The organism is Sphaerochaeta globosa str. Buddy (assembly GCF_000190435.1).
GTDB lineage: Bacteria > Spirochaetota > Spirochaetia > Sphaerochaetales > Sphaerochaetaceae > Sphaerochaeta > Sphaerochaeta globosa.
Window position 1 is genome coordinate 1868644 of the sequence record NC_015152.1, and the last position, 24010, is coordinate 1892653.

A 24010-nucleotide genomic window follows, 5' to 3' on the forward strand; every position below is an offset into this window, starting at 1 on the left:
GAAGAACATGAAATACAAACACACCCTACTTGTTATAGTACTTGTACTGACAACCTTCCTCCTCTATGCCCTGGAAGTCGATGTTAAGAATGCGGTACCTGCGTATCAGAACCTCAAGGTTACACTCACCCCCTCAAAAGCTGAGGGGACCATCAAGGAGGCACGCTTCTTCTTCTATCAGACCGGCGCACGCGATCCGCTGTACAGTGAATTCACCGAAGAGCGGGGCATGTGGGTGGCCAACATTCCGTACACGTATCTGACTGAGGAAGAGCTGGTCTATTTCGCAGTCATGCAGAATACGGATGGAACTGTATTCAGAACTCCCCAGATCGGTGAGCAGAAAGCCCGATTGATCAAGGACACCACAGCCCCGAAGCTGAAACTGGTTTCTCCCAAGAGTGCAGATTTGGCGCTCGGCAAGGAACAAGTGGTAATCTTTGAAGTAATCGATGAGAGTGCACTGAGCAGTTTCACCGTAACCCTCGATGGACAGGAGGCAACGCGCAGCGGCGTTTTCAACCAATATCTCTCATTCTTGGTTACTCCAACCAATCAGACAGAGAGTATAGCGAACATTACCATGACCGACCGTTACGGCAATACTGCCACCGAGGAGATTCGTTTCACTGTCCAAGCAGAGAAAGCCCCGATGTTCCAGGCCACTGCCGGATACAGGACGAATGTGGAGCTCGAGTACATCCTTGGAATGGGAAAAAGTGCCAACGCCAGCGACTTGGAAACACTTTTTTCAGATTTGGACCATCAGCTCAACCTCACCTACGAAGTCGGTGGTGATGCCTATCTCAAGGCAGGCCCGGTAGGGTTGCAAGTATTGGGAACATTGAAGGATACTGTTTCACTTTTCGACATTACTGAAGCGTATCCCAATACCTTGCAGGCCGATTTGCAGAACATTCTCAATCTGTATAACCCGATTGATTTCGCCAATGAGTTTGACTATACGGGTGAGGTCGCCAGGAAGTTCGACAATGACAATCAGTTTCTGGTAAAGGTCTCGTTCTTCGGTCCTGCCCTGACCTACCAGTTCGGTGACCAGAAAACAACATTCCAGAAAGAGACCATCAATGAAATGGGTTTCAGGGGTACCTCGATCGGTCTCGACTTGAGCTTCTTGGAATTGAAAGTCAGCAAGGGTCTTACTGATCTGGGTCTCTATCAAGTGGCTTGGCCGCAGAACTTTTTCGGCTTCCAGTTTGCCATAAAGGTCAAGAAAGCTTGGTATTTACAGACAAACCTCTCCTTCATCAGCTCACTGCAAGGCCGATATACCGACCTCAAGCAAAGCGGGGCAACATCGGATATTGGAACATTGTACGACCTTGGCAGTGTGCTGCCCGACCAGAACATGCTCTTCGGTCTCTCCACCGGGCATTGGAACAAGCATTTCAGTGTGGATGCCTCGTTCTCATTAAGCCTGTACAACGAGAATGCAAGCACCATTGTGGATGTGAACCAATTGGCAACCGATTTGGAAGGACAAGGAGGACCTGATCTCAGCACCTATGTAGGGTATTTGGACAAGGTGCATGCAATCTTCCCGATTCTCGACTACTTCCTCCCCTCCAACGGGTTGGTCTCGGGTATCATCGACAAGGACCTGTGGGGCATCAGCTACGGCTTGGATGTGAAGGTGCCGAATCTTGGCTTGCTGGCATGGGTGCGTAAGACCGATGCAACCTACAAGAGCTTGGGTTCCTCGGTGGCAACCGATGAATTCACCTTTGGCTCTACGGTGGAAAAGAAAGCCGGAGATTTTTCGTTCCGTGGCGGCTACTCCTTCAAGATGGACAACATCGCCGATATTCTTTTCAACGATATCATTGCCCTGATCAAACCCGATCTTGCCCCGAGTTCGACTCCTACCGCCAACGACATCTCCCATATCGTGCATACCGCACAAGCTGGAGTGGACACCCCGCAGCATAAGCTGCTGGGAACCCTTGGCTTCGATTACACCTTTGCATGGGAAACGACCAATGCTGAGGCTTTGGCGAAGGATGCCGCCGATGCTACTGTTGCTACGGCAATCAGAACCTCGACGGAGAGCGATGTGACCCTCACCCATACAGGGGAATTGAGATGGCGCAGCGCCCGGTATAAAATGGGCACGGTGACTACGAATTTTGGTGCGAAGACCAAAGATTCCTATGTCACCCAGCTTACCGTTGACGGCGTCAAGGATGGCACTTCCTTCTTTGAGTTGAGTTATGCTCTCTCGGGCAGTGTAAACTTCAGCCGCTATACACTCTCACTGGGGTTCGATCATGCTTGGAGCACGGAAGCAAACTCCATCACTGCCTTTGGCTATGATGCCAAGTTCGGTATAAAGGAAACGTTCTTCGATACTATCAGTTTCACCGCTTCATTCGACCAAGCCTTCAGGGCATCACTTGAGGCCTACAAGGTCACCGGTTCCTTTGCACTGGAAAAACGTCTTGGCCTGATTACCCTTTCATCCAATCTCGATGTGAGTTTCTATGATTCCCTGCTGGACAACAACGACGATGCAATCACCTCAACGCTGACCGTCAAGGGAGTTTTCAGCAAATAGATTGGAGTACTTGGATTGGCAAACAGGGCAGCGTTCGCTGCCCTGTTTCATGTTAGTTGAACAACTGCCTGTAATCAGTGCCGATCGCCTTGAAGCTGGAAGGCTTCATAAGCAACTTGGCCAGATTCTCAGGAACCTCAACGGTCTGTTTGATCAATGGCTCGACCACTTGCTCAAACTTGGCCGGGTGGGCGGTAGAAACCACAATGGTGGGCTTGCCTGCAAAATGGTCCCGTCTGACCCTTTCTCCTGTAGCCGTATGAGGGCAAAGAATATACCCAAGCTCCTCATAGACCTCCTTGATCGTGGCTTCAATCGTTTGGTCGTTTACGGCATAGGCGCTGATCATGCTTCTGAGGGTATCGGTATTCGGATAGAGGTTGAAAAGACGTTCCATATTGCTCGGGGCCCCTACATCCATGGCATTTGCCAAGGTTTGCACCGAAGCTCGTGTCTGGTAGGTTCCGCTACTTAGGAAGTCGGGAATGGTTTTATTCTCATTCACCGAAAGAACAATCTGCTCGATGGGAGCTCCCATCGTCAAAGCCCAGAAAGCTGCACAGCTGTTGCCGACGTTGCCGCTGGGAATAATGAAGATCGGTTTTTTGCCGAACGCCTGGGTATAGAGATGGGAAGCAAACACGTAGTACACACTCTGGGGAAGGAGCCGCCCCAGATTGATGGAATTGGCACTGGAGAGTCCCCATTGCTGGGAGAGTTCCGAATCCATGAAGGCATCCTTGACCATTTTCTGGCAGTCATCGAAGGATCCGTCAACCTCATACGCCTGAATATTCCCACCCCAGCAGGTAAGTTGTTGCTGTTGGCGTCCGCTCACCCGGCCCTTGGGATACAATACCTTCACGTCAATGCCTTTACGACCGGCAAACGCTGCGGCTACCGCCCCTCCGGTATCACCGCTGGTGGCAACCAGGATAGTGAGCTTGCGTTGCTCTTTGGTAAGCATGCGCTCCATGCATGCTGCAAGGAAGCGGGCCCCGAAATCCTTGAACGCTGCCGTAGGGCCGTGGAAAAGTTCAAGAACCGTCTCCTGGTCCCGAAGCGTAACCAAGGGAACGGGAAAATTGAAGGCATCCATGCAGATTTCTGCAAGGTCATCCTTCAGTGGATCATCTTCAAAAAAGGGTGCGAGAACTTCGAACGCAAGTTCGGGGTAGCTGGATATCTCATGGATTGCAAGATGCGTCAGGGCAGGAAACGATTGGGGAACATACAGGCCCCCATCCGGGGCCAGTCCTTGCATAATGGCTTCACTGGCAGTGACTGCCGGCTCTTTACCGCGTGTTGATACAAACTTCATTCCTACCTCCTAAATTCTTGCACCGAGATATGCTGCAAGACGCAGCATATCGGAGAATACACCACCGGCAGTAACTTCCCGCCCTGCCCCAGGCCCCTTGATCACCAACGGCTGGGTTAGGTACCGGTCGGTGGTAAAACAAATGACATTGTCGGTTCCACTGGTCTGGGCAAAGGGATGGTCCACCCCGAAGCTCGCAAGCGTTGCGCTGCAAGAGCCCTGTTCATCAACAATACCGACATAGCGAAGTTTTTCCTGCTTCAGAGCAGCTGTACGATATGCTTGTTCAATAGAAAGATCCAACGCTTCCAAATTCTGCATAAAGGCCTCGATGGAAAGCGAAGCCATGCCATCGGGAACCATGCTTTGGATGGGAATATCCTCAAATTCAACCTCATAGCCCATCTCTCGTGCGAGGATGACGGTCTTGCGTCCGACATCCATTCCTGATAGGTCGTCACGAGGATCGGGTTCCGTATATCCCATTTCCTTGGCCTTCCGAACCAGGGTGCTGAACGGAACCGTCCCATCGTAGGTGGAGAAAAGCCAAGCCAAGGTCCCGCTGACGATACCTTCGATGCGGTGAATCCGATCACCGGTCTGGACCAGGTCCTTCAGGGTGCAGATCACCGGCAGTCCCGCCCCTACCGTGGTCTCGTACAGAAACCGACGGCCGGTTCTCAGACAAGTGTCAAAGAGCTTGTTGTAATAGGCCATCGGGGCGGTACCGGCCTTCTTGTTCGGGGTAATGACGTGAATACCCATCTCAAGCCAACTGTCGTACTGCTGGGCCAGAAGACTGCTGGTGGTACAATCGATCAGAAGCGAATGGGGAAAATAGGTCGCCCCTATGTGCCGGGTGAACAGCTCGAGGTCCAAGGGAACGGCTTCTGTTTCGAAGCGTTCTTTCCAGTGGCTCGGATCGATTCCGTCCTGATCGAGCATCATTTTCTTGGAATTGGCAATACCGCGAATATGAATATCAACACCGAATTGTTCTTTCAGCCGATGGCTTTCAGAGGCAATTTGCTCAAGCAGGGTGCTGCCGATGTTCCCAGGTCCGATCAGGCCGACCGAAAGGGCCTGCTTGGAGAGGAAAAAACGGGCATGCAGGGCCCTAAGGGCCTTTTTGGAATCACTGCCTTTGATTACCGCACTGATGTTGGTTTCGCTTGAGCCTTGGGCGATGGCTATCACGTTGACGCCGGCCCTGCCCAGCGATGAGAAAAACTTGCCGGCAATTCCGGCTTGGCCGGTCATTTGTTTGCCTACAGCTGCGAGGATGGCCAAACCAGGCTCCCCTTCGATGCTCTGGATCAGATGTTCGTTCATTTCGTGGGCGAAGGCATCTTTTGCGACAGAGCAGGCATTCTCCATTTGACTTTCAGGTACGGCAAAGCAGATTGAGTATTCACTGCTTGCCTGGCTGATCAAGACTACCGATATGGAGGCTTTGCGCATGGCACTGAACAGGCGGCTGGCAATACCGATCACACCGCTCATGCCTGCACCTTCGACGTTGATCAGGGCTATGTCATGGATGATGGAAAAACCCTTCACCCTATTGAGTTGCTCACCCTCACCATCCTTGCTGATACTGGTACCCTCTTCATCCTCCTGCCCCCACCAACGAAGTTGTACGTTGATGGATTTGTTGATCGCCGGCAGCAAGGCTTGCGGATGGATTACCGGAGCACCAAAGAAGGAAAGTTCGGTGGCTTCTGAATAGGAAAGCGAACGGATTACCAAAGCGGAAGGAACCTCATTGCTGTCTGCATTCTTCAACAGCGAAGTGTTGTTCCAGAATGTCACCCCCTGTGCACCCAGTACCCCGGCAAGGTGTGAGGCTGCATATTCACTTCTGCCATCACGCAAGAAAGAGCCCTCTGCTTGGGGAAGCTGGCCATATACGAAGAGCATTTGATATGTTTGGGGAGCGATGGATGAAACAGCACCGTACTCAGCCATGTCGGCTGTGATTCCGCTGGTAGTCGCGTAGTGACAGAGCAGATCAGCTATCCAGCTGTCGCAGAGCTTCTCAAGATAGCGCTGTACACCACTGGAGACTTCCTCCACCAACCATACAGAACGAAGTATGTCTTCTATGTCTGCAAACCCCTGCTTGATGCGTTCCAGCACTTTTTTACCCGAGGGGACGGATAGTATGGTTTCAACCAACATCGTCCAGCTGGAGAACCGTTGCTCCTGAAGCGACCAGAGCCGCTCATCGCGCCCTTTTGCCGAGAGCAGGAGGCTGGAAAGCTCAAACTCCGTATCCCTAAGCGGTGCCAGCACGAAGACCTGATGAGTCTCCTTTGCCGATTTGAAAATACGTAAAATCTTCTCACAACCATCTTTAGAGACTAGGTTGGCGCTCTCTACTGCATGTACACGAATACTGCTCATAGCAACTACCCCCATTTCAAGATAATGAACAACTCACTGAACAAACGCGTCGCCAAAATATACAAAAAGAGCCCAGTAGTGGGCTCTCTGTCGATCGAGATAGTGTAACAAAAGCTGTTATACGAGCTTCTCGACCTTTCCGCTTCTCAGGCAACGAGTGCAAATCTTAATGGTGCGAGGAGTACCATTGATCAAAGTCTTGATCGTTACGAGATTGGGGCGGAATACGCGCTTCGTGGTTACGCCAATGTGCTGACCGACACCACCATGCTTCTTGGCCTGACCTTTTCTCGGAACACTGTTTCCGGCTACCGTTCCTTTTCCGCAAATCTCACATCTACGAGCCATAGCTATATCCACCTTGTCAAAATAATTCGTTATTTGGCCGAACCGAGGCCTGTTAAAGTCACGGCTATCCTTGTACGGGCAACCTCTTGTCCGTGAGCAGTTCCACAAGGTTATCGCATTGGAGACTTCAACCTTAGCCAAATTACCAGATAACGGCTTTTGTGTAAAGAGAAAGGGTACATCTTTTCTATTTTTTCCCTTGCCGAGCTTTGTCAGCTTAGCTATCCTTAGTGTATGGAGAGCTATTATATCCTCAGGTTGGGTAACGACCTAAGAACCAAGTTAATCAAAATCAGGACTCTGTTGTTCGAAAAAAGCGGACAGAGCTGCTTTTGCTGTCTCGAGCCTTGTATCATCCTTGGACCTTGCGACCCCTCTTCGAGTGTGCCGTTCGTATCCTGTCCCCAGCTTCCAATTTTAATTGACGGAACCCTTCATTTCGAAGAAGGCCAACTCTTTCTTCCTCTAGAGAGAGAGGTTTTGGCCCCGTTGCGCAACGAGCTCGCCACCGATTACCCAATTTCGGGCATCTATCTCGGGTCTGAGCAGGTATCGGTTCCTATCCAGAGTTTTACCATCAACAGTGTCAGCCTTGCAATGCTCACGGTTGAGAGAACAGAGGATCTCACCCTTTGGAACGTGCTTTCAGAAAGGCATCTCGACTCGGGCAAAGAGAGCTGAGCGGACAGTTCTCACACTCCGGTTTCTTGGCATGGCACACTGTCCTGCCAAAAAGATTGGCCGTCATTGAGAAGCGGTACTGCTTGGGGTCATCCAAAAGAACAGCTATCTGTTTTTCCACCTTCTCCGGGTCCTTGGTATCGACCAAGCCCAAGCGGTTCACCACCCGAGAGAAGTGAGTATCTACTATAATTGCGCATTTACCGTAGATGTCTCCCAGCACACAACTGGCTGTTTTGCGCCCTACCCCGGGAAGCTTGACCAATTCTTCCATGGTATCGGGCAGGTCGCAATCCAAGAGGGCCTCGGAGCAGGCGATAATGTGCTTAGCCTTGTTGCGATAGTATCCGGTGGGGTAAATAATGCTTTCAACATCCTCTGACGAAGCTTGGGCAAGGGTTTGCTTGTCCGGGTACTTGGCAAACAACTCCTTGGCGACAACATTCACAATCCTGTCGGTTGTTTGTGCCGAAAGAATGACACTGATGAGGAATCGGAAGGGATCGCGTTGTTCCAAAAACTGTATGGTTTGGGGAAGCAGGGTATCCAAGGTTGAAAATATCTCTTGCATGCGTTGTTTCTTATTCATAGGCTTTCTATGGTACCCCTTGACGCTTAGCTTCTCAAGTGCGTATACTCCAGAAAGTTTCGGGGCGTAGCCCAGTGGCTAGGGCACCTGCTTTGGGAGCAGGATATCGAAGGTTCGAGTCCTTTCGCCCCGATTCATGAAGGCAACCAGTTTTGGTTGCCTTTTTTCATGCTCAGTGAGAAAACTTTCTTTACAATCTACCGATTTGGTGTATCATATACGTATAAGCGAACACCGTTCGTATATACGAACTCTAAAGGGAAAATATGACTGAATCTACGCACCGAACCACAGCGAGAATTCTTGACATATTGGAATTGGTTGCAGAACATCCGACAGGAATCACCCTTGCCGACATTGCCCGTCGACTTGAAATTCCCAAGAGCAGTCTGCATCCGCTGGTCACCACCCTCTCTGCACGCAAATACCTTAACTACAACCATAGGGAAGAACAGTACTACGCCGGGGAGAGTCTGTTTGTGTACGGCAACAAATTCATCAATAATGTCGATATTCTGGAGCAGATCAGGAGCGTACTGCTTTCGGTCAATCAGAAAACCAACGAGACACTCTATTTCGGCGTACTTTCCGATCTGGATGTTTTGTACTTGGTGAAAATGGACCTTTTCTCCCAGTTCAGGGTGATATCCAACCCCGGCAATAAGCTGCCTGCCTATAGTACCGGATATGGCAAAGCACTGCTCAGTCAGTTTTCCAAGGAACAAATGGAACAGTTTTATCCGGCTGGCACGCTTAAGCCTGTGACCGGAAAAACAATTAAAACTGTTGCTGAACTCAATGGACAGCTTGCCGAAATACGACGTACAGGGTTCTCCTATGAAAACGGAGAGTCGACCGACGGTATTCAATGCGTGGCAACCGCCATTGATGTGGACGGTGCAATACTCGCGGGAATGAGCATTGCAGTGCCTGAATTTAGATATACCCAGGAGCGGGAAGCTTTGTTTAAAACGCTTTTGCTCGATGCGAAAGCACAAATACGAAAGATCATCAGTGAGCACCGCAACCATTGGATCTATAGTGGAGAGTTAGTATGAAGGGCAGCCAAGTAATCACCATCGGAGAGAGTCTGGTAGCATTTATACCCAATGCACACACCAAACTTCGGTATGTCCAGCAGTTTAGCAAAGTGGTTGCAGGGGCTGAGAGCAACGTAGCGGTGGGGCTTTCCAAGCTTGGGCATCCCACCAGCTGGGTCAGCAAGGTCGGCACCGATGAGTTCGGACAGTACATCATTCGTGAATTACGCGCCGAGGGTGTCGATACCAGCCATGTTTTGGTCAGTGACGAAGGGCCTTCAGGTATTATGTTCAAGCAATTCTCCGCAAACTTGGCTTCCCAAGTCTTCTATTACAGGAAAGGATCGGCTGCCAGTACGCTGAAAGTTCGTGACCTCGATTGGGAATACCTGAAAGGAGCAAAGATTTTGCACCTTTCAGGCATTACTCCGGCTTTGAGCGCATCCTGCAGGGATGTGGTGTATGAACTCTTCTCGTTTGCAAAACAAGAAGGCATTCCTATCAGTTTCGATCCGAATATCCGTCGCAAGCTATGGAGTGAAGCAGAGGCCAAGCGCACCTTGTCACCGCTCATTGTTCAGGCTGACATTGTTCTGATGGGAGAAGATGAAGGGGAACTGCTGCTTGCCAGCAATGACCGACACCGTATTGCTTCCCTGTTGCTGGAAAAAGGGGCTAAAGCCGTAGGAATCAAGCGTGGTGGGGATGGGGCCTATGTTGCCGATGCAACAGGGATTTTCGATATCCCACCCTATCCGGTAAAGGTAGTGGATACCATAGGGGCAGGCGATGCATTCAATGCGGGTTTTCTTGCAGGAATCCTGGAGGGAAGCCCCATCCAGCACTGCGCTAGGATGGGTGCTCTGATGGGAGCGTTGGCGGTAAGCAGCTATGGTGATGTGGAAGGCTTACCCGATCGCAAGGCCTTTGATGATTTGATGTTGGATGAGAAGGAAATCGAACGATGACACACATACAGACTGTATTGCAGACCATTGGAACCAGCAAAGTAATTTCCATTATCAGGGGAATTGAATATGAAGCGGCGGCAAACGTGATTGCCGCACTCAAGAAAGGTGGAGTCTCTTGCTTGGAAGTGACCATGAACACCAATCAGTCACTTGCAATCATTGAAAAGGCACGTTTGGATGAGAGCCTTTTGGTAGGGGCTGGAACGGTACTGGATGTGAACATGGCTCGAGAGTGCATTAGAGCCGGGGCTCAGTTCGTGCTCTCCCCTCTGCTCGATATCAAGGTTATCGAGTACTGCCTTTCCCACGATGTACTTCCTGTCCCTGGTGTTTTTACCCCGACTGAGCTCTATAGCGCCCACCGCTGTGGAGCTCCTTTGCTGAAGATTTTTCCCGCCGGCGGTGTAGGGCCTCAATATATTAAAGACCTCCTCGGCCCATTCAATGGCATGAAACTGCTTCCTGTGGGAGGAGTCTCTGTTGAAAATACTGCCGCATTCATGAAAGCCGGATCCTTTGCTGTGGGTGTCGGCTCGTATCTGGCAAATCCCGAGCTTTCCAAACAAAAAGCTTGGGAGACCATCACACAGCGTGCTAAGCTCTTTATTGAGCAAGCCAATCAACGTTGATTTCGTAGTTTTGCGAAATATATTCACAAAGGAAAGAGGTGAGAAAATGAAGAAACTCCTCGTTTTGTTGGTGCTTCTGTCTCTCGTTCTTGGTTCAGCATTTGCCCAAGGCACTGCTGAAGCTACAGCTGACTCCTATCCCAGCGGACCGGTCTCGGTAATTGTTCCCTATTCTGCTGGTGGTGGAACCGACTTGGTTGCTCGTGCTCTGGTAGATGCTGCAAAAGCATCCTTCCCGAAGAACATTGCTGTTGAGAACAGAACCGGTGGCGGTGGTGCTGTCGGTATGTCGTATGGTGCAAATGCAAAGGCCGATGGTAGTGTCATTACCATGATCACCGTTGAATTGGTAACCCTTCCGCACACCGGAACCGGTGCCGGTCTGTACTATGACCAGTTCAAGCCGATCATGATGGTCAACAGTGCTTACAGTGCTGTAACCGTTCAGGCTAACTCACCGTACAACACACTCAAAGATTTCTTGGATGCAGCAAAGACCAAGACCATGCGTGTCGGTAACTCCGGTGTCGGAGCAATTTGGCACCTGGCAGCTGCAGGCCTTGGAAAGACAGCCGGCGTTTCTTTCAACCACATTCCGTTTGAAGGTGCAGCTCCTGCCATCACCAGCTTGCTTGGCGGCCATATCGATGCAGTAACGGTTAGTTATGCAGAGGTTGCAAGCCAGGTAGCAGCCGGTAATCTGAAGGTGCTCGCAGTTCTCGCTCCCGAGCGCATTGCAGCAACCCCGAACATTCCCACCGCAAAGGAATTGGGATACGACGTTGCTATCGGTACCTGGAGAGGGCTTGGTGTACCCAAGGACACTCCTCAGCCGATCGTCGACAAGATTTACTCCATTTTCAGCCAGGCAGCGAAGTCCGATGCTTTCGTGAAATTCATGAACGGCAGCAACAACATCATTGATGTACTGGACAGCGCAACCTATGGCAAAAAACTCGCTACGGACAATGAGATGTTCAAGGCCCTGATCGCAGAGCTTGGACTGAAGCAGCAGTAACCTATTTACGTACCACAGCACCGCTTGGTGCTGTGGTAACCCTTCCCGCAAAGGAATCGTACCTATGAAAAAAGCCAATTTTATTGTCAGCGGCGTGTTTGCCGCTTTTGCGATTGTTATCATCGCCATCTCTTTGGGATATCCTCCCAGTAATCATGGGGTTCCCGGGCCCGGCATGTTCCCCATCCTGATAGCCGGTCTCATCCTTATCTCAGCACTGACTCTTGCCCTTCTGACGCTCCGTATGCCGAAGGAAAAGGATACAGAAATCGACCTGAAAAGCAAGAACGTCTTGAATGTGTACATCACCATGGCAGGGCTTATTGTCTATGCAATAACATTTCCCCTGATTGGATTCATCGTTACCAGCTCTATCATGCTTACTCTGTATATCAAATGGTTTGGAAAACGTTCTTGGTGGAAATGCATCTTGATTGGTGTGTTGTTTTCCATTGGCATCTTCTTGCTCTTCGGTTCAGTACTCAATGTGCCGATGCGTTTTGGCTTGCTCATATAGGCAAGGGAGGAATAACATGCTACTAGAAGTATTAAGCTCAGTATTCAGCTTCCAGATACTCCTTTTTATCATTTTGGGAGTTTTTACCGGCATTTGCATCGGAGCGCTTCCTGGTCTTACAGCAACTATGGGTGTAGCCCTGGTTCTACCGCTTACCTTCGGTATGGAAGCTATTCCCGGTATTCTGTTGCTTATCGGTGTCTATGTGGGCGCAATTTATGGTGGATCCATTTCTGCAATCCTACTCAGGACTCCGGGAACGCCGGCTGCCGCGGCCACGGTCTTGGACGGGTATGAATTTTCCAAGCGCGGTGAAAGTGGCCGTGCTTTGGGTATTTCTACGGTGTCTTCCTTTATTGGAGGAGTTGTCAGTGTTTTGGCCTTGTGGTTGATCTCCCCGCAGCTTGCAAAGCTTGCTCTGCGCTTCAGCGCCCCCGAATTCTTTCTGCTTGCAGTCTTCGGCCTTTCCATCATCGCCTCCATTTCAGGAAACAGTCTGGCAAAAGGTGTGCTGTGCGGTGCTTTGGGTATCAGCCTCTCGTTCATCGGGATCGACAATATCACCGGCTATCCCCGATTCACATTCAACAATATCAATCTGCTCAGCGGGATGTCATTCATTCCAGTTATGATCGGTCTGTTTGCGATGAGTCAAGCTTTCTCAACTGTTGAGAAGATTTTTGTTCCCGACCAGGTCACCCAGAAAATTTCCAAAGTTTGGCCGAGCAAGAGCGACTGGAAAGTGATTCTCAAAATCACGCCCATTTCTGGTGTCATCGGCACAATCATCGGCATTGTTCCCGGAGCCGGGGCAGAAATCGGAGCGTTTGTTTCTTATGGACAGGCAAAGCGTATGTCCAAACATCCTGAACGCTTCGGCACCGGTATACCCGAGGGTATTGCTGCTCCAGAGGCTGGCAACAATGGTGTAACCGGCGGTGCCTTGATTCCTATGCTCACCATGGGTGTTCCCGGTGATGCAGTTGCAGCAATCCTTATTGGTGCCCTTACGGTACAAGGGTTGCAGCCGGGGCCTCTTTTGTTCACCGAACATACAACCTTGGTCTATTCAATATTCTTGGGTATGTTTGTTGCAAATGTTACGATGTTGGTGCTGGGGCTTTCCAGCTTGAAGTTGTTTGTGAAGGTGCTCTCTGTTCCGAAGGCAATCCTCACACCCATGATTTTCATTCTCTGTGTGGTTGGCTCGTATGCCATCAACACCAACTTCTTCGATGTGGGTGTCATGCTCTTCTTCGGTATTCTTGGCTACTTCATGCAGAAGGCCGATATCTCGGTCTCCCCTGCCGTGCTTGGCTTAATCCTCGGACCGATGGCGGAAACCAACTATAGACGGGCTTTACTGATGAGCGAAGGTTCCTACTCCATCTTCTTTGCTTCCCCGATTGCATGGGTCTTTGTCATTTTGACGTTGATCACGTTGCTTGGACCGGTAGTCGGCGATGTATTGAAGAAAAAGCGCGTAGCGTAAGTGCTGCAATGATTATACAAAGGCCGCTTCCAAGAAAAGCGGCCTTTGGTGTCCATAAACAACATAAGGTGGCAACGCCACCCTATGAGTTACAAATAAACTGGAGATATATCTCTTACGCTGCGTGGTTGAAGGACATCAGTTTGGCAAGGATCCTTCCGAGGGTCTTTCCGTACTGTGCGTTATAATCAAGCACTGCATCATATGCGTTCACTTCACTCTGTTTTGCTACACTGAGGTAGTACAGATGGTCACACACTTCGAAGAACAGGTCTGCTTTCCTTTTTCCGGGGAAGCTCATCTGCGTAGTCCAAGTTTCCATCACCTGACTGATGGGTTCGTAGAGGTTGCTCATCCAAGAGTAGACTGCTTCATCCCAGGTAATGGGCATTTGCAGGTTCTTCCCTAAGAAGTAGCGATGACCTTCTATTTGAGAAGCAAGCTTCTCGTAATCTGCATCAAGGAACATATCGGTGTTCTTGATCAGGAATTCAATACTTTCTTTTTTGTGTAAATCATTATTCTGCATGATTTGCTCCTTTTGTTTTTCTCTGTTTACACTGGTATTGTAAGGATTTATGGCATTTGATAGCAAGTACTAAAAGACTAATATATTTGTATTGTGCCGCTCTCTATTTGGATATTTCAGTCTTTAACCAGATACTATCATACAGTTTGTATATTCATATTACAGTTTTGATGTACAAAAAATGCCCTCCTCCAGATTATGAAGAAGGGCATCGAAATGAATGGTATGAATTACTGATACTTAATCACTTGCTCATACCGTTTCTGTACCTCAGCCCAGTCAAGTACCGACCAGAATGCTTTGATATAGTCGGCTCTCACATTCTTGTACTTCAGATAGTAGGCATGCTCCCAGACATCAATGCCAAGAATGGGGACTCCCCCGTTCTTGGTCATCAGAGGGGTATCCTGATTGGGTGTATTCACCACGGAAAGCTTTCCATCGGCCTGGGCTACCAAGAACGCCCATCCTGATCCGAACCTTCCAGCTGCTTGTTTACTCAGCTCATCCTTCAGGGCATCGAGACTGCCAAACTCTTGTGTTATTCGCCTTTCAAGAATTCCTGTGGGGCTGAGGGTGGCATTCGGTGAAAGCGTAGCAAAATACAGGTTGTGGTTTGCGTACCCGCCGCCATTGTTTCGCACGCTCGTCCGCAGCGCCTCATCCTTGATGGTATCCAAATGTAAGAGAATATCCTCAATGGAACGATTCTTAAGGCTTGCGTCCTTATCCAGGGCGGCGTTCAGATTATTGGTATAGGCTGCATGGTGCTTCGTATAGTGGGTCACCATGGTCAGTTCGTCGATATGGGGCTGTAGGTCGGCATATCCATAGGAAAGTGCAACTTGCGTAAACATCTACGTACCTCCTAACAAGTACTGTTATTCCTAGTAATTTACTAGGTAAACTGAGTATACCCAATATTCTCCCATTAGGCAAGTATAAATATAATGGAACACCATTGTATCTATTCCAATACGTTTCTTTGTAAGGCATCTTTACCTTTTTTCTAATTTACGCTAAGGTTTCCACGTTTCCGGTACTATGGTACCTGTAAGCATGCGCCAATAGCTCAGTTGGATAGAGCAACTGCCTTCTAAGCAGTAGGTCGTAGGTTCGATTCCTACTTGGCGTAGTACAAACAAACCACTATAAAGAAAGAGGATACTGGCTACAAAACCGGTATCCTTTCTTTATATACCAGACTACCCTACCCTAAGCTACATCGTGATCTACATCAAGAAGCAAGATAAAGATCTTTCAAGCGATGGGTCACCAGCAGTTCTGCCGATGAACAGAGAGGTATTCTCACAGGAAGTGCGGAAGAACTTGTTTGAGAGCGACCTCGAAGCGCTGAGGATGATTTGGAGATAGGATGAGTATGTGTATTTCAATTTCATCCTGGCTACAGCAGGGAAAAGCAGAGTTGTGCTATTGATGATTCAGAGAGCTGAGCTGATCCTGGAGCATGAGAACACATTTCATGGGCTTTCTGATTCACATAATCTAAACCTCTGAGTCCCGCTACATTCGGTGATTTTGGTAAGTAAGCTTGTTCAAAATATGCATAGCAACAGAAGAAAAGAGTTCAAAGAATTTCCTTGCAGAGCCTTGATAATTGAGCCAAGGTTTTGTCTTTATCAGGAGAAAGCCAAAGAGTCCTGATTATGCCTAAACGGCCAGATATGGAGTAATAGATTAACCAGAGGTACTTAATTCATAATTTACATTGTCAACCTAGTCAATGAGTGATAATATTTGTCTTAGTATTGCAATGGGGGTCAAAATAATGACAAGTTCTGATTTTACAGGTCTAAATACACTAAATACATTTGTGAACCAATCCCGGAATAATTTGCTTAATTATTTCTGCAAAACATGCTTTGTTCTGGGTAAATTTAATCAGAGCACTCAGTTCTATGAAATGTTAGGAACATGTTTCTTAATTAAAAACAACCTAATAGCAACATCAACACATGTTATTGGTGGAAATACTTCTAATCTCTTTATTTTTTTCCCTGAAATCTTGGAGATTAACTCATATCAAGACGTTTCCAATACTGAATGCAAACCAATTCCTGCTGAGATTGTCTCACAGAATCCTTTTTCTGATATTACAATTTTGAAAACTGACATAAGCTATTCTGGTAATTTGATTCCATTGGGCTCATTTGATGATACTTCTATACTAGAAACACTTTGGGTTTTCGGCTTTCCACATTGTGTTGAGGGCAGAAGAGTTTTTACAGCACAGCAGGCAGAGCTTGGAGCGAAGATCTTGTTGTCTAGCAGTAATATCAAATCAAAGTTTGGTGTTTTAAATATTCAATCCAGACCGGGACAATCTGGAAGTATTGTTTTTTCTCCCACTAAAAATAAGATTGTGGGAATGCTAGCTGGCGCATATGCCATCGATTGTGGAATATCTCTTGGGGGCATTAATCCTAGAGAACTTAACCAGACAACTCAGTGTATTTCTGCTGAGTATATTTCCGAGATGCTCGAAGAGTAGGAGTCTAATTATGCAATCTCAAGATTTTTCTGATGTCATATCTCAACTTCCAAAATTCCAACGAAGACTAGTTATTGAATTGCTCGGTGAGAAAGAAGCTTACTTATCAGCTGCAGAAACATATTTCTTAACTTCTGGCCCTGACAATATGCAACCATTTGGTGGAGAACCGTTTACAAGCAAGGAATCTAAAGAATCAAAGAAGGCTTTATGGCCAAATTTCTTAAAAGAACTCAATAAATTAATATGCGGTCATCCAGAATACTCTACAAATAGAGAAGAGTTTTTCAAAGAAAGTGATACATTAAGAACTATAATTATTACTAATGTCTCAGCATACATGGGAATCAAATTTGGAATACCAGCAACTTATTTGGCTCCGATTATTGTACTTATCGTTTGTGCTGCTATTAAGGTCGGAAAAAATGCATATTGCTCAACGTATTATGATGAGATGGAAGCTTTGTAACTACTACACCAATTCTAAATCAAATTTCCTAACAACCTCTAATATTGATGTATATACGCTGATAGTTGCTGATAAAACTACCTATTCTTATCTGCTTATATTTCTTTATCAATTAATCTCTTATGATTGTCATTGATAGCGGTTGATAAACCCACAATGGCGCCTTCTAAGCAGTAGGTCTTATCTCGCCTCCTCCTGGTGTATTCGATCAAGCGGTCTGATTCTATGAATAGTATCTTTCTTCTTGATTTCCTATACCTTTTCCTTGACTTCTGACATACCTTGACGTAGTGTGAATTCGGGCATTTCTGATTGGGCTAAATCCTCATGTGAAAGACTTGACCCTCTACATTTACTCGTACTGCTTTACATCCCCACTGGGAAAAAGAGGTATTGATTTTGCTTGCATATGATATACGTGTTCAGGTCAATTGTTTGTTTGATTACTGTAAAGTCTTCTCAATGAGTAATGATGATTTGAGAGAATATACTCGACTAATTTGGTATGGCTACGACGAAGTAGGCCCTGCTGTTTATAGAAAGAATCCGGAGACGGGGATGGTGGTTCGCATCGATTTCCTGAAAGAATCCGTCTAAAAAACTTCGGCTTTTGACATATCTCATGATAATTGCAAGGGAAGTGTCATAGTTCAATCTTGACGCCTCGCGTAGAAGGTCCTACGCTTATGCCATGAGAGGCATCTTTGTGGACTTCTTAGGTGTATCGCCTCAGAGACAGCGCAGTGAACAACTGTTCTTCAGGTTGTTTTTCCTTCAGGCAGAAACTAGAGGAGGCTTGACTGATGCTGCCATTTGATCTTCGCATCCAGGCACAACATCACTTCGATTATTGTCGGGTCTTCGACTTTCCAAAGGAAGCCAAACTACTGCGTTTCACTCGCGTCAAATGGTTTGGCTATGATGAAGAAGGACCGGCCGTCTACCGGGAGGATCCTGATACAGGGGAGGTTGTACGTATAGATTTTCTTCACTGACCGTACAGCAGAAAGGCTTAAATCGCTGGACAGTATCACAATACTGGGATAGCGTTTACCAACAAGAAAACTCATCGTTCAGACCCTGAATTGTCTGAAAGGTTTTGTAATTATAAGTTGTTATTTTGTAATATTTTGTTTTAGTATTTTTAAATGTAAAGGAATTTTAGGTAAACTAGTTGACAGAGGTGGATAAATATTCGATATTCGCATTGAATCGTGAAGGCTCCATAGTCTCCAACTATGGAAATTCTATGCCTGAAACGAGTGGAGGGAATGGAAAAGATTGAAAGGTGTTGAAGTTTCTGTCGAACGGGTTTCCCGCTCCTATGGCGATTTCAAGGCACTCGACGATGTGAGTGTCAAGATAAACAAAGGTGAGTTCTTCTCACTGCTGGGGCCTTCCGGGTGTGGCAAAACCACCCTGCTTAGGATTATCGCTGGGTTTGATTACCCTGATTCTGGAAGCGTGGCGTTCGACAACAAGGACATTTTGCCCTTGCCGCCGGATAAAAGGCAATCCAACACTGTATTCCAGACCTACGCATTATTCCCCCACCTAACGGTCTACGAAAATATTGCCTTCCCTCTACGTCTCAGACGTGTAGACAAGCAAACCATCGAAACCAAAGTCATGGAATACGTGCGCCTCGTGCAGCTTGAAGACCATGTCAATAAAAAACCCTCAATGCTCAGCGGCGGTCAAAAGCAGCGCGTTGCCATTGCCAGGGCGCTCATCAACGAACCACGAGTACTGTTGCTTGACGAGCCTTTATCCGCCCTCGATGCAAAGCTTCGCCAAAACCTGCTGGTTGAACTGGACCAAATCCATGACAAAGTTGGAATCACATTCATCTATGTCACGCACGACCAGAGCGAAGCACTCTCTGTTTCAGATCGTATTGCCGTCATGAACAGAGGCAAGGTTCTGCAGATTGGTACTCCCTACGAAATTTACGAGGCTCCGGCAACTCGTTTTGTTGCCCAGTTCATCGGCGAATCAAACAGCTTCCCGTGTACGGTAGTCTCCTGCGAACCGTATGAAGGCGAATATCTGATACGTGTCGACGTTCCAGCCTTGCAAGGGGAAATATCGGTTACCGATTATGAACCCCAGGCAATTGGAGCTGCACTCGATTTTACCGTACGTCCGGAGAAAGTACGGATCTCCGCCAACCCTCCCCGCAGTACCGTGAAAGAACTCAACACCTTCAAGGGCGTGGTTGATGAACCGGTGTATTCGGGATTCCAATCCAAATTTTATGTCAAACTCGAACGGGTGCCTTCCACCCAGGTTAAAGTCTTCAAGCAGCACACCGTATTCCTTGAGGATGGTCCCGACATTGAATGGAAGGATTCTGTCTACGTCAGTTGGACAGCAGCTGACGGCTATCTGGTAAAGGATACCGACCGATGAAAAAGACCCTCAAGCCAAGGGAACGTGAACAAATGCTCGGAACCATGTATGGTGGTCCCATGGGCTTGTGGTTCACCCTCTTTTTCACGGTCCCCTTGGGTATCATCATTCTCTATAGTTTCATGAAGCGTGGTTTGTACGGGGGTGTGGAGTGGGAATTCACCCTCACTGCCTACAAACAGATGTTCAATCCCAGTTTCGGCATGGTGGTCCTGCGAACGTTATGGATTAGTATACTCTCCACATTCCTGTGCATTCTCATAGCCATACCCTGCGGCTATGCCATGGCGAAGAGCAAGCACCAGACCTTCCTGCTTTTCCTCATTATCATTCCGTTCTGGACCAATTCGCTGATCAGAATCTACGCTTGGATTTCCATTCTATCCACCGAGGGCTTCATCAACAGCCTGCTTATGAAACTCGGCCTGATTGATGAAGGTCTGAAACTCATCTACAACAACGGGGCTGTCGTGTTGGTTCTCATCTACATGTACCTGCCGTTCGCCATCCTGCCTTTGTTCACCACCATCGACAAGTTTGATTTTTCCCTGCTCGATGCAGCACGCGACCTTGGAGCAACAAAACTCGGCTCGATTGTCAGAGTGATGTTCCCCAATATCAAGAGTGGGTTGAGCACGGCATTCATTTTTACCTTCATCCCGATCTTTGGAGCATACACTGTTCCGCTGTTGGTTGGCGGCAAGGACTCAACCATGATCGGCAATATCATCGTCGACCAGGTTTCAAAAACAAGAAACTGGCCGTTGGCTTCGGCTTTCTCCATGATACTCACCCTCATCTCCCTGGTTGGGGTATTCTGGATGCTGTACAACGGCAAACGAGAGCAAATGCAGAAGGAAGGCGGTTCAAAGAAAACCACCCAACAGGCACTTGAGCACAACATCAGGGCACATCACAACCATCGAGGTGCCAAATGAACTACCACAGATACTCAAGCAAATCAGGATTCTCTTTCTCCTACGGAATGTTGGCCCTGGTAATAGTCTTTCTGTTCATCCCCTTGTTTGTTGTAGTATTCTTTTCCTTCAACAACGCAAAGGGAATGCAATGGGACCACGCCTCGCTGGTGTGGTATAAGACGCTGATTTTTGACAGCCCCTCATTGTGGGCAGCATTCAGAAACAGCTTGGTCATAGCGCTTACCAGCTCCATTACGGCAACCGTACTCGGCTCTCTTGCAGCCATCGGCATTAAGTGGTATCGCTTCCATGGCCGCAACTACATCACGACCGTAAGCTACCTTCCGATGGTCCTTCCCGAAGTCATCATCGGTATTTCCATGTTGATTTTTTTCTCAGCGGTCAAGGTACGCTTGGGCATGTTTACCATTTATGCAGCTCATACGACGTTCAACCTCCCCTTTGTGTTCATGATGGTCACAGCACGCCTCGATGAGTTCGACTATTCCACCGTGGAAGCAGCAAGGGACTTGGGTGCCAATGAACGGCAGACATTAACCAAAGTCATTATACCCAGCATTATTCCGGCAGTACTCTCGGGCTTTTTGATGTGTATTACCATGTCCCTTGAGGACTTTGTCATTACATTCTTCGTATCCGGACCTGGTTCGGGTACCCTTCCGCTGTATGTATATTCGATGATTCGCTACGGCGTCTCCCCGGTGATCAACGCACTGTCGTTCGTTATGATTCTCGGTACCATGGTCATCGCATTCATCTTCAGGAAATTCCTAAAAACTGTGGCTGCGAGCAGCTAAGGTTGGAGGCATGATCTCATTTGGAGGTGCGTCGTGCACAAGATGTTCCGGTATTTTTCCATACTGGTTGTCTGCTTACTCATGCTTACCGGCATGGGTTGCAGGAAACCCGCACAGCAGAACAGCAAGCTGTATCTGTACAACTGGACGTATTACACTCCGGATGCTTTGGTGGCCCAGTTTGAGAAAGAAACCGGTATTGATGTAGTTATCGATAATTTTGCCTCCAACGAAGAGATGTTTGCAAAAATCATGGCGGGCGGCAATGAGGGATACGACCTCATATTCCCTTCCTCTGATTACACAGCGATTATGATCAAGCTTGGTCTGTTGACCGAGCTCGACCATACCATGATTCCAAACCTCAAGTACCTCTCGCCCTTGTTCAGGGAAAAAGCAGACTACGACCCTGCCTTCCGCTATAGCGTCCCCTACTTCATGGGTTCTAGCGGCATCGCTGTGAATACACAGCGAGCTCCTGCCGGGTATGAGCGCACGTGGGACATTTTCTCCGATATCCGCATGGCCGGGAGCATGTCCATGCTCGATGACATGCGCGAAGTAATGGGAGCGGCCCTCAAACATCTGGGATATAGCGGCAACTCCATAGACCGCGATCAGCTGCAGCAAGCTGCCGACCTCATCAACACCAAGTGGAAGCCCAATCTGGTAAAGTTCGATTCTGAATCGTTCGGCAAGGCGTTCAGCAGAGGTGAATTCGTTGTAGTACACGCGTATCCGGAGAATGTGTTTGCTGAAATCAGCAAGGAGAAGTGGTCGTCGATTGACTTCTTCATCCCTCCTGAAGGTGGAATGATGTACATCGACAACATGGTCATACCCAAAGGATCGAGAAATTTGGAGGCAGCCCATGCCTTCATCAATTTCATCCACGAACCGAAAAATTATGCCGTTTTCTTGGATACCTTCAGCCTTCCTCCCACTACCAATACAGGAGCCGCTGCCTTCATGAAAACAGAACAACCGTTCTTTTCCATCGAAGATCTTTCCCATTCTGACAACATCAGCGATTTAGGATCTGATTTGGAATTATACAATCAGCTGTGGCAAGTCATACGGTATCATTAGAAATTCTTGCATATTTATGCATGATTTTTACATTCTGTTCTAGTTTACTCTTGCAACGTGGTTTTACAACAGGTATTCTGAACCAACATGCTTTTGTTGGGGAGAGAATGATCCATGAATAGCTATCAAATTATTACCGGTATCGCCTTTGCACTCTATCTTGGCCTCATGCTGGCCATCGGGTTCTTTACGTTCCGCAAGACCAAGTCCACCAGCGACTACTTCCTTGGCGGACGATCCATCGGTCCCTGGTTCACCGCCCTCAGTGCTGAGGCATCCGACATGAGTGGTTGGCTCTTAATGGGCCTTCCCGGACTTGCCTACTTTACCGGCCTGCAGGAAGCCTTCTGGACTGCAGTGGGACTTTTGGTGGGGACGTACCTCAATTGGCTCTTCGTTGCCAAACGAATGCGCAAGTATACCATCCATGCTAAGGATTCCATCACCATCCCCGAGTTTTTGACCAATCGGTTCCACGACAAATCAAAAACACTGCAGATTATCAGCTCGATTATCATTCTTGTGTTTTTTGTCGTGTATACAGCCAGCGGGTTCCTTGCTTGTGCGAAGCTCTTCACCTCCGTCTTCGGCATGAATTACTACGTCGCACTCATCCTTGGAGTGGTAGTCATTCTTGGATATACTCTGCTCGGCGGGTACCTGGCTGTCGTTGCAACAGACTTCGTTCAAGGAAGCTTGATGTTCATAGCCCTTGTTGCGACCGGAATTCTTGCCCTTTTTATGGCAGGTGGTCCCGTTCATACTTTCACCAAACTCGCAGAATTCGGTCAACACTTCATCAACCCGTTCATCACCCCTCCGGGAACGACCTACGGCTTTTTGCAGATTCTCAGCGCGCTGGCTTGGGGCCTTGGCTACTTCGGCATGCCCCACATCCTGGTACGGTTCATGTCAATTCGCAGCAATGCTGAAGTTAAGACCAGCCGTAGGATTGCCATGATCTGGGTTACCATTGCAATGGCGGCAGCACTGCTCGTTGGTGTTGTAGGCAAGATTTTCCTCCTGCCAACGACCTACGCCAGCCAAAGTGCAGCAGAGGCAGTATTCATTGCAAGCATGCAGAAAATATTCCCCACATTCATTGCCGGTTTCTTCCTATGTGCCATTCTTGCCGCCAGTATGAGTACCGCTGATAGCCAGTTGCTTGTTGCCTCCTCAGCCTTCAGCAAAGACGTTTACAAGGCAATGCTTCGCAAGAACGCCTCCGATAAGGAGACCCTTTTGGTAAGTCGTATTACTGTTATCGCCGTCACCATCATTGCCATTTTTTTGGCAATGGACCCCAACTCTTCTATTTTCGACGTTGTCAGTTATGCATGGGCGGGATTTGGTGCAACCTTCGGGCCAGTCATCATCGCAGCCCTCTTCTGGAGACGGGCAACCCGTAATGGAGCCATTGCAGCCATGGTGGGTGGTGGACTGACAGTCATTATCTGGAAGCAACTGTCCGGTGGCCTCTTTGATGTCTACGAACTGCTTCCCGGCTTCATATTCGCTTCCATTCTTATGGTGATATTCAGCCTTCTGGAAAAAAATCCAGATAAGGCGATGGTGGCAGAATTCGATGCCTATATGGCCATCGAAGACTGACAGGTTGAACCGGGGAGCAATCCCCGGTTTTTTACTATTTTCCTAATTTTGTAGAATAACCTC

Annotated in this window: 23 protein-coding genes and 2 tRNA genes; 19 read left to right on the forward strand and 6 right to left on the reverse strand. The window is 48.1% G+C overall.

Going from position 1 to position 24010, the window contains the following annotated elements; all coding sequences use genetic code 11:
* Positions 1–7 precede the first annotated feature (7 nt).
* The gene (locus SPIBUDDY_RS08690) at positions 8–2575 is read left to right on the forward strand and encodes a hypothetical protein (RefSeq protein ID WP_013607383.1); all 2568 of its coding nucleotides are present in this window, start codon (positions 8–10) and stop codon (positions 2573–2575) included.
* 52 nt (positions 2576–2627) lie between these two features.
* Here the strand turns inward: SPIBUDDY_RS08690 and thrC are convergent, their stop codons facing one another.
* From thrC to rpmB, 3 genes are all read right to left on the reverse strand, one after another.
* Positions 2628–3896, reverse strand: a complete 1269-nt coding sequence (gene thrC / locus SPIBUDDY_RS08695) for a threonine synthase (protein ID WP_013607384.1) — start codon at positions 3894–3896, stop codon at positions 2628–2630.
* 9 nt (positions 3897–3905) lie between these two features.
* A complete protein-coding gene (thrA, locus tag SPIBUDDY_RS08700) occupies positions 3906–6302 on the reverse strand; it encodes a bifunctional aspartate kinase/homoserine dehydrogenase I (protein WP_013607385.1) in 2397 nt (798 codons plus the stop codon).
* A 117-nt stretch (positions 6303–6419) separates the two neighbouring features.
* Positions 6420–6650 carry a 50S ribosomal protein L28 gene (gene rpmB / locus SPIBUDDY_RS08705; RefSeq protein WP_013607386.1) on the reverse strand — a complete coding sequence of 77 codons (231 nt, stop codon included), beginning with the start codon at positions 6648–6650 and terminating at the stop codon, positions 6420–6422.
* A 234-nt stretch (positions 6651–6884) separates the two neighbouring features.
* Between rpmB and SPIBUDDY_RS08710 the strand changes: the two genes are divergently transcribed.
* Complete coding sequence (locus tag SPIBUDDY_RS08710; RefSeq protein ID WP_013607387.1) at positions 6885–7331, forward strand: hypothetical protein; 447 nt, start codon at positions 6885–6887, stop codon at positions 7329–7331.
* Here SPIBUDDY_RS08710 and SPIBUDDY_RS08715 read toward each other — a convergent pair.
* Positions 7276–7920, reverse strand: a complete 645-nt coding sequence (locus SPIBUDDY_RS08715) for an endonuclease III domain-containing protein (RefSeq protein ID WP_013607388.1) — start codon at positions 7918–7920, stop codon at positions 7276–7278. The genes SPIBUDDY_RS08710 and SPIBUDDY_RS08715 overlap by 56 nt on opposite strands.
* Positions 7921–7980: 60 nt before the next feature.
* Here SPIBUDDY_RS08715 and SPIBUDDY_RS08720 point away from each other — a divergent pair.
* From SPIBUDDY_RS08720 to SPIBUDDY_RS08750, 7 genes are all read left to right on the forward strand, one after another.
* Positions 7981–8053, forward strand: a tRNA-Pro gene (locus SPIBUDDY_RS08720).
* A gap of 133 nt (positions 8054–8186) precedes the next feature.
* Positions 8187–8978, forward strand: a complete 792-nt coding sequence (locus SPIBUDDY_RS08725; protein ID WP_013607389.1) for an IclR family transcriptional regulator — start codon at positions 8187–8189, stop codon at positions 8976–8978.
* Positions 8975–9928 carry a sugar kinase gene (locus tag SPIBUDDY_RS08730; protein WP_013607390.1) on the forward strand — a complete coding sequence of 318 codons (954 nt, stop codon included), beginning with the start codon at positions 8975–8977 and terminating at the stop codon, positions 9926–9928. Before SPIBUDDY_RS08725 ends, SPIBUDDY_RS08730 begins: the two co-directional genes overlap by 4 nt.
* The gene (locus SPIBUDDY_RS08735) at positions 9925–10560 is read left to right on the forward strand and encodes a bifunctional 4-hydroxy-2-oxoglutarate aldolase/2-dehydro-3-deoxy-phosphogluconate aldolase (protein WP_013607391.1); all 636 of its coding nucleotides are present in this window, start codon (positions 9925–9927) and stop codon (positions 10558–10560) included. The genes SPIBUDDY_RS08730 and SPIBUDDY_RS08735 overlap by 4 nt, the downstream gene beginning before the upstream one ends.
* A 46-nt stretch (positions 10561–10606) precedes the next feature.
* Complete coding sequence (locus tag SPIBUDDY_RS08740) at positions 10607–11578, forward strand: Bug family tripartite tricarboxylate transporter substrate binding protein (protein WP_013607392.1); 972 nt, start codon at positions 10607–10609, stop codon at positions 11576–11578.
* Between the two features lie 64 nt (positions 11579–11642).
* Positions 11643–12095, forward strand: a complete 453-nt coding sequence (locus SPIBUDDY_RS08745) for a tripartite tricarboxylate transporter TctB family protein (protein ID WP_013607393.1) — start codon at positions 11643–11645, stop codon at positions 12093–12095.
* A 16-nt stretch (positions 12096–12111) separates the two neighbouring features.
* Positions 12112–13587 (forward strand): tripartite tricarboxylate transporter permease, encoded by a 1476-nt coding sequence (locus SPIBUDDY_RS08750; RefSeq protein ID WP_013607394.1) that lies wholly within the window; start codon positions 12112–12114, stop codon positions 13585–13587.
* 115 nt (positions 13588–13702) lie between these two features.
* Here SPIBUDDY_RS08750 and SPIBUDDY_RS08755 read toward each other — a convergent pair whose 3' ends face one another.
* The gene (locus SPIBUDDY_RS08755) at positions 13703–14116 is read right to left on the reverse strand and encodes a DUF4032 domain-containing protein (protein WP_013607395.1); all 414 of its coding nucleotides are present in this window, start codon (positions 14114–14116) and stop codon (positions 13703–13705) included.
* Positions 14117–14346: 230 nt separating this feature from the next.
* Positions 14347–14973 (reverse strand): superoxide dismutase, encoded by a 627-nt coding sequence (locus SPIBUDDY_RS08760; RefSeq protein WP_013607396.1) that lies wholly within the window; start codon positions 14971–14973, stop codon positions 14347–14349.
* Positions 14974–15177: 204 nt separating this feature from the next.
* On the opposite strand from SPIBUDDY_RS08760, the gene SPIBUDDY_RS08765 reads away from it, so the two are divergent.
* The 10 genes from SPIBUDDY_RS08765 (at position 15178) to putP (ending at position 23947) form a co-directional block, all read left to right on the forward strand.
* Positions 15178–15251 (forward strand) — tRNA-Arg (locus tag SPIBUDDY_RS08765).
* A 609-nt stretch (positions 15252–15860) separates the two neighbouring features.
* Complete coding sequence (locus SPIBUDDY_RS08770; RefSeq protein ID WP_215904710.1) at positions 15861–16628, forward strand: S1 family peptidase; 768 nt, start codon at positions 15861–15863, stop codon at positions 16626–16628.
* 10 nt (positions 16629–16638) lie between these two features.
* Entirely contained in the window at positions 16639–17097 is a 459-nt protein-coding gene (locus SPIBUDDY_RS08775; protein ID WP_013607398.1) for a hypothetical protein, read from the forward strand.
* 691 nt (positions 17098–17788) lie between these two features.
* Positions 17789–17914 carry a hypothetical protein gene (locus SPIBUDDY_RS16435; protein ID WP_281047946.1) on the forward strand — a complete coding sequence of 42 codons (126 nt, stop codon included), beginning with the start codon at positions 17789–17791 and terminating at the stop codon, positions 17912–17914.
* Positions 17901–18092 (forward strand): hypothetical protein, encoded by a 192-nt coding sequence (locus SPIBUDDY_RS08780; RefSeq protein ID WP_013607399.1) that lies wholly within the window; start codon positions 17901–17903, stop codon positions 18090–18092. The genes SPIBUDDY_RS16435 and SPIBUDDY_RS08780 overlap by 14 nt, the downstream gene beginning before the upstream one ends.
* A gap of 286 nt (positions 18093–18378) precedes the next feature.
* Positions 18379–19509, forward strand: coding sequence for an ABC transporter ATP-binding protein (locus SPIBUDDY_RS08785; RefSeq protein WP_013607400.1), 1131 nt, complete (start codon positions 18379–18381; stop codon positions 19507–19509).
* Positions 19506–20447, forward strand: coding sequence for an ABC transporter permease (locus tag SPIBUDDY_RS08790; RefSeq protein WP_013607401.1), 942 nt, complete (start codon positions 19506–19508; stop codon positions 20445–20447). The genes SPIBUDDY_RS08785 and SPIBUDDY_RS08790 overlap by 4 nt, the downstream gene beginning before the upstream one ends.
* On the forward strand, positions 20444–21247 hold the full coding sequence (locus SPIBUDDY_RS08795; protein ID WP_013607402.1) for an ABC transporter permease: 804 nt from the start codon (positions 20444–20446) through the stop codon (positions 21245–21247). The genes SPIBUDDY_RS08790 and SPIBUDDY_RS08795 overlap by 4 nt, the downstream gene beginning before the upstream one ends.
* Positions 21248–21289: 42 nt before the next feature.
* The gene (locus tag SPIBUDDY_RS08800; protein ID WP_041381268.1) at positions 21290–22336 is read left to right on the forward strand and encodes an extracellular solute-binding protein; all 1047 of its coding nucleotides are present in this window, start codon (positions 21290–21292) and stop codon (positions 22334–22336) included.
* Between the two features lie 114 nt (positions 22337–22450).
* Positions 22451–23947, forward strand: a complete 1497-nt coding sequence (putP, locus tag SPIBUDDY_RS08805; RefSeq protein ID WP_013607404.1) for a sodium/proline symporter PutP — start codon at positions 22451–22453, stop codon at positions 23945–23947.
* Positions 23948–24010 lie beyond the last annotated feature (63 nt).

Excerpts from the sequence above, each read along its gene's own strand:
- putP (WP_013607404.1), top strand. The coding sequence starts at position 22,451 with ATGAATAGCTATCAAATTATTACCGGTATCGCCTTTGCACTCTATCTT.
- SPIBUDDY_RS08795 (WP_013607402.1), top strand. The coding sequence starts at position 20,444 with ATGAACTACCACAGATACTCAAGCAAATCAGGATTCTCTTTCTCCTAC.
- thrC (WP_013607384.1), bottom strand. The coding sequence starts at position 3,896 with ATGAAGTTTGTATCAACACGCGGTAAAGAGCCGGCAGTCACTGCCAGT.
- SPIBUDDY_RS08730 (WP_013607390.1), top strand. The coding sequence starts at position 8,975 with ATGAAGGGCAGCCAAGTAATCACCATCGGAGAGAGTCTGGTAGCATTT.
- SPIBUDDY_RS08780 (WP_013607399.1), top strand. The coding sequence starts at position 17,901 with ATGCTGCCATTTGATCTTCGCATCCAGGCACAACATCACTTCGATTAT.
- SPIBUDDY_RS08715 (WP_013607388.1), bottom strand. The coding sequence starts at position 7,920 with ATGAATAAGAAACAACGCATGCAAGAGATATTTTCAACCTTGGATACC.
- SPIBUDDY_RS08775 (WP_013607398.1), top strand. The coding sequence starts at position 16,639 with ATGCAATCTCAAGATTTTTCTGATGTCATATCTCAACTTCCAAAATTC.
- SPIBUDDY_RS08760 (WP_013607396.1), bottom strand. The coding sequence starts at position 14,973 with ATGTTTACGCAAGTTGCACTTTCCTATGGATATGCCGACCTACAGCCC.
- SPIBUDDY_RS08755 (WP_013607395.1), bottom strand. The coding sequence starts at position 14,116 with ATGCAGAATAATGATTTACACAAAAAAGAAAGTATTGAATTCCTGATC.
- SPIBUDDY_RS08770 (WP_215904710.1), top strand. The coding sequence starts at position 15,861 with ATGAGTGATAATATTTGTCTTAGTATTGCAATGGGGGTCAAAATAATG.
- thrA (WP_013607385.1), bottom strand. The coding sequence starts at position 6,302 with ATGAGCAGTATTCGTGTACATGCAGTAGAGAGCGCCAACCTAGTCTCT.
- SPIBUDDY_RS16435 (WP_281047946.1), top strand. The coding sequence starts at position 17,789 with ATGAGAGGCATCTTTGTGGACTTCTTAGGTGTATCGCCTCAGAGACAG.
- SPIBUDDY_RS08690 (WP_013607383.1), top strand. The coding sequence starts at position 8 with ATGAAATACAAACACACCCTACTTGTTATAGTACTTGTACTGACAACC.
- SPIBUDDY_RS08750 (WP_013607394.1), top strand. The coding sequence starts at position 12,112 with ATGCTACTAGAAGTATTAAGCTCAGTATTCAGCTTCCAGATACTCCTT.
- SPIBUDDY_RS08735 (WP_013607391.1), top strand. The coding sequence starts at position 9,925 with ATGACACACATACAGACTGTATTGCAGACCATTGGAACCAGCAAAGTA.
- SPIBUDDY_RS08800 (WP_041381268.1), top strand. The coding sequence starts at position 21,290 with ATGTTCCGGTATTTTTCCATACTGGTTGTCTGCTTACTCATGCTTACC.
- SPIBUDDY_RS08725 (WP_013607389.1), top strand. The coding sequence starts at position 8,187 with ATGACTGAATCTACGCACCGAACCACAGCGAGAATTCTTGACATATTG.
- rpmB (WP_013607386.1), bottom strand. The coding sequence starts at position 6,650 with ATGGCTCGTAGATGTGAGATTTGCGGAAAAGGAACGGTAGCCGGAAAC.
- SPIBUDDY_RS08790 (WP_013607401.1), top strand. The coding sequence starts at position 19,506 with ATGAAAAAGACCCTCAAGCCAAGGGAACGTGAACAAATGCTCGGAACC.
- SPIBUDDY_RS08740 (WP_013607392.1), top strand. The coding sequence starts at position 10,607 with ATGAAGAAACTCCTCGTTTTGTTGGTGCTTCTGTCTCTCGTTCTTGGT.
- SPIBUDDY_RS08710 (WP_013607387.1), top strand. The coding sequence starts at position 6,885 with ATGGAGAGCTATTATATCCTCAGGTTGGGTAACGACCTAAGAACCAAG.
- SPIBUDDY_RS08745 (WP_013607393.1), top strand. The coding sequence starts at position 11,643 with ATGAAAAAAGCCAATTTTATTGTCAGCGGCGTGTTTGCCGCTTTTGCG.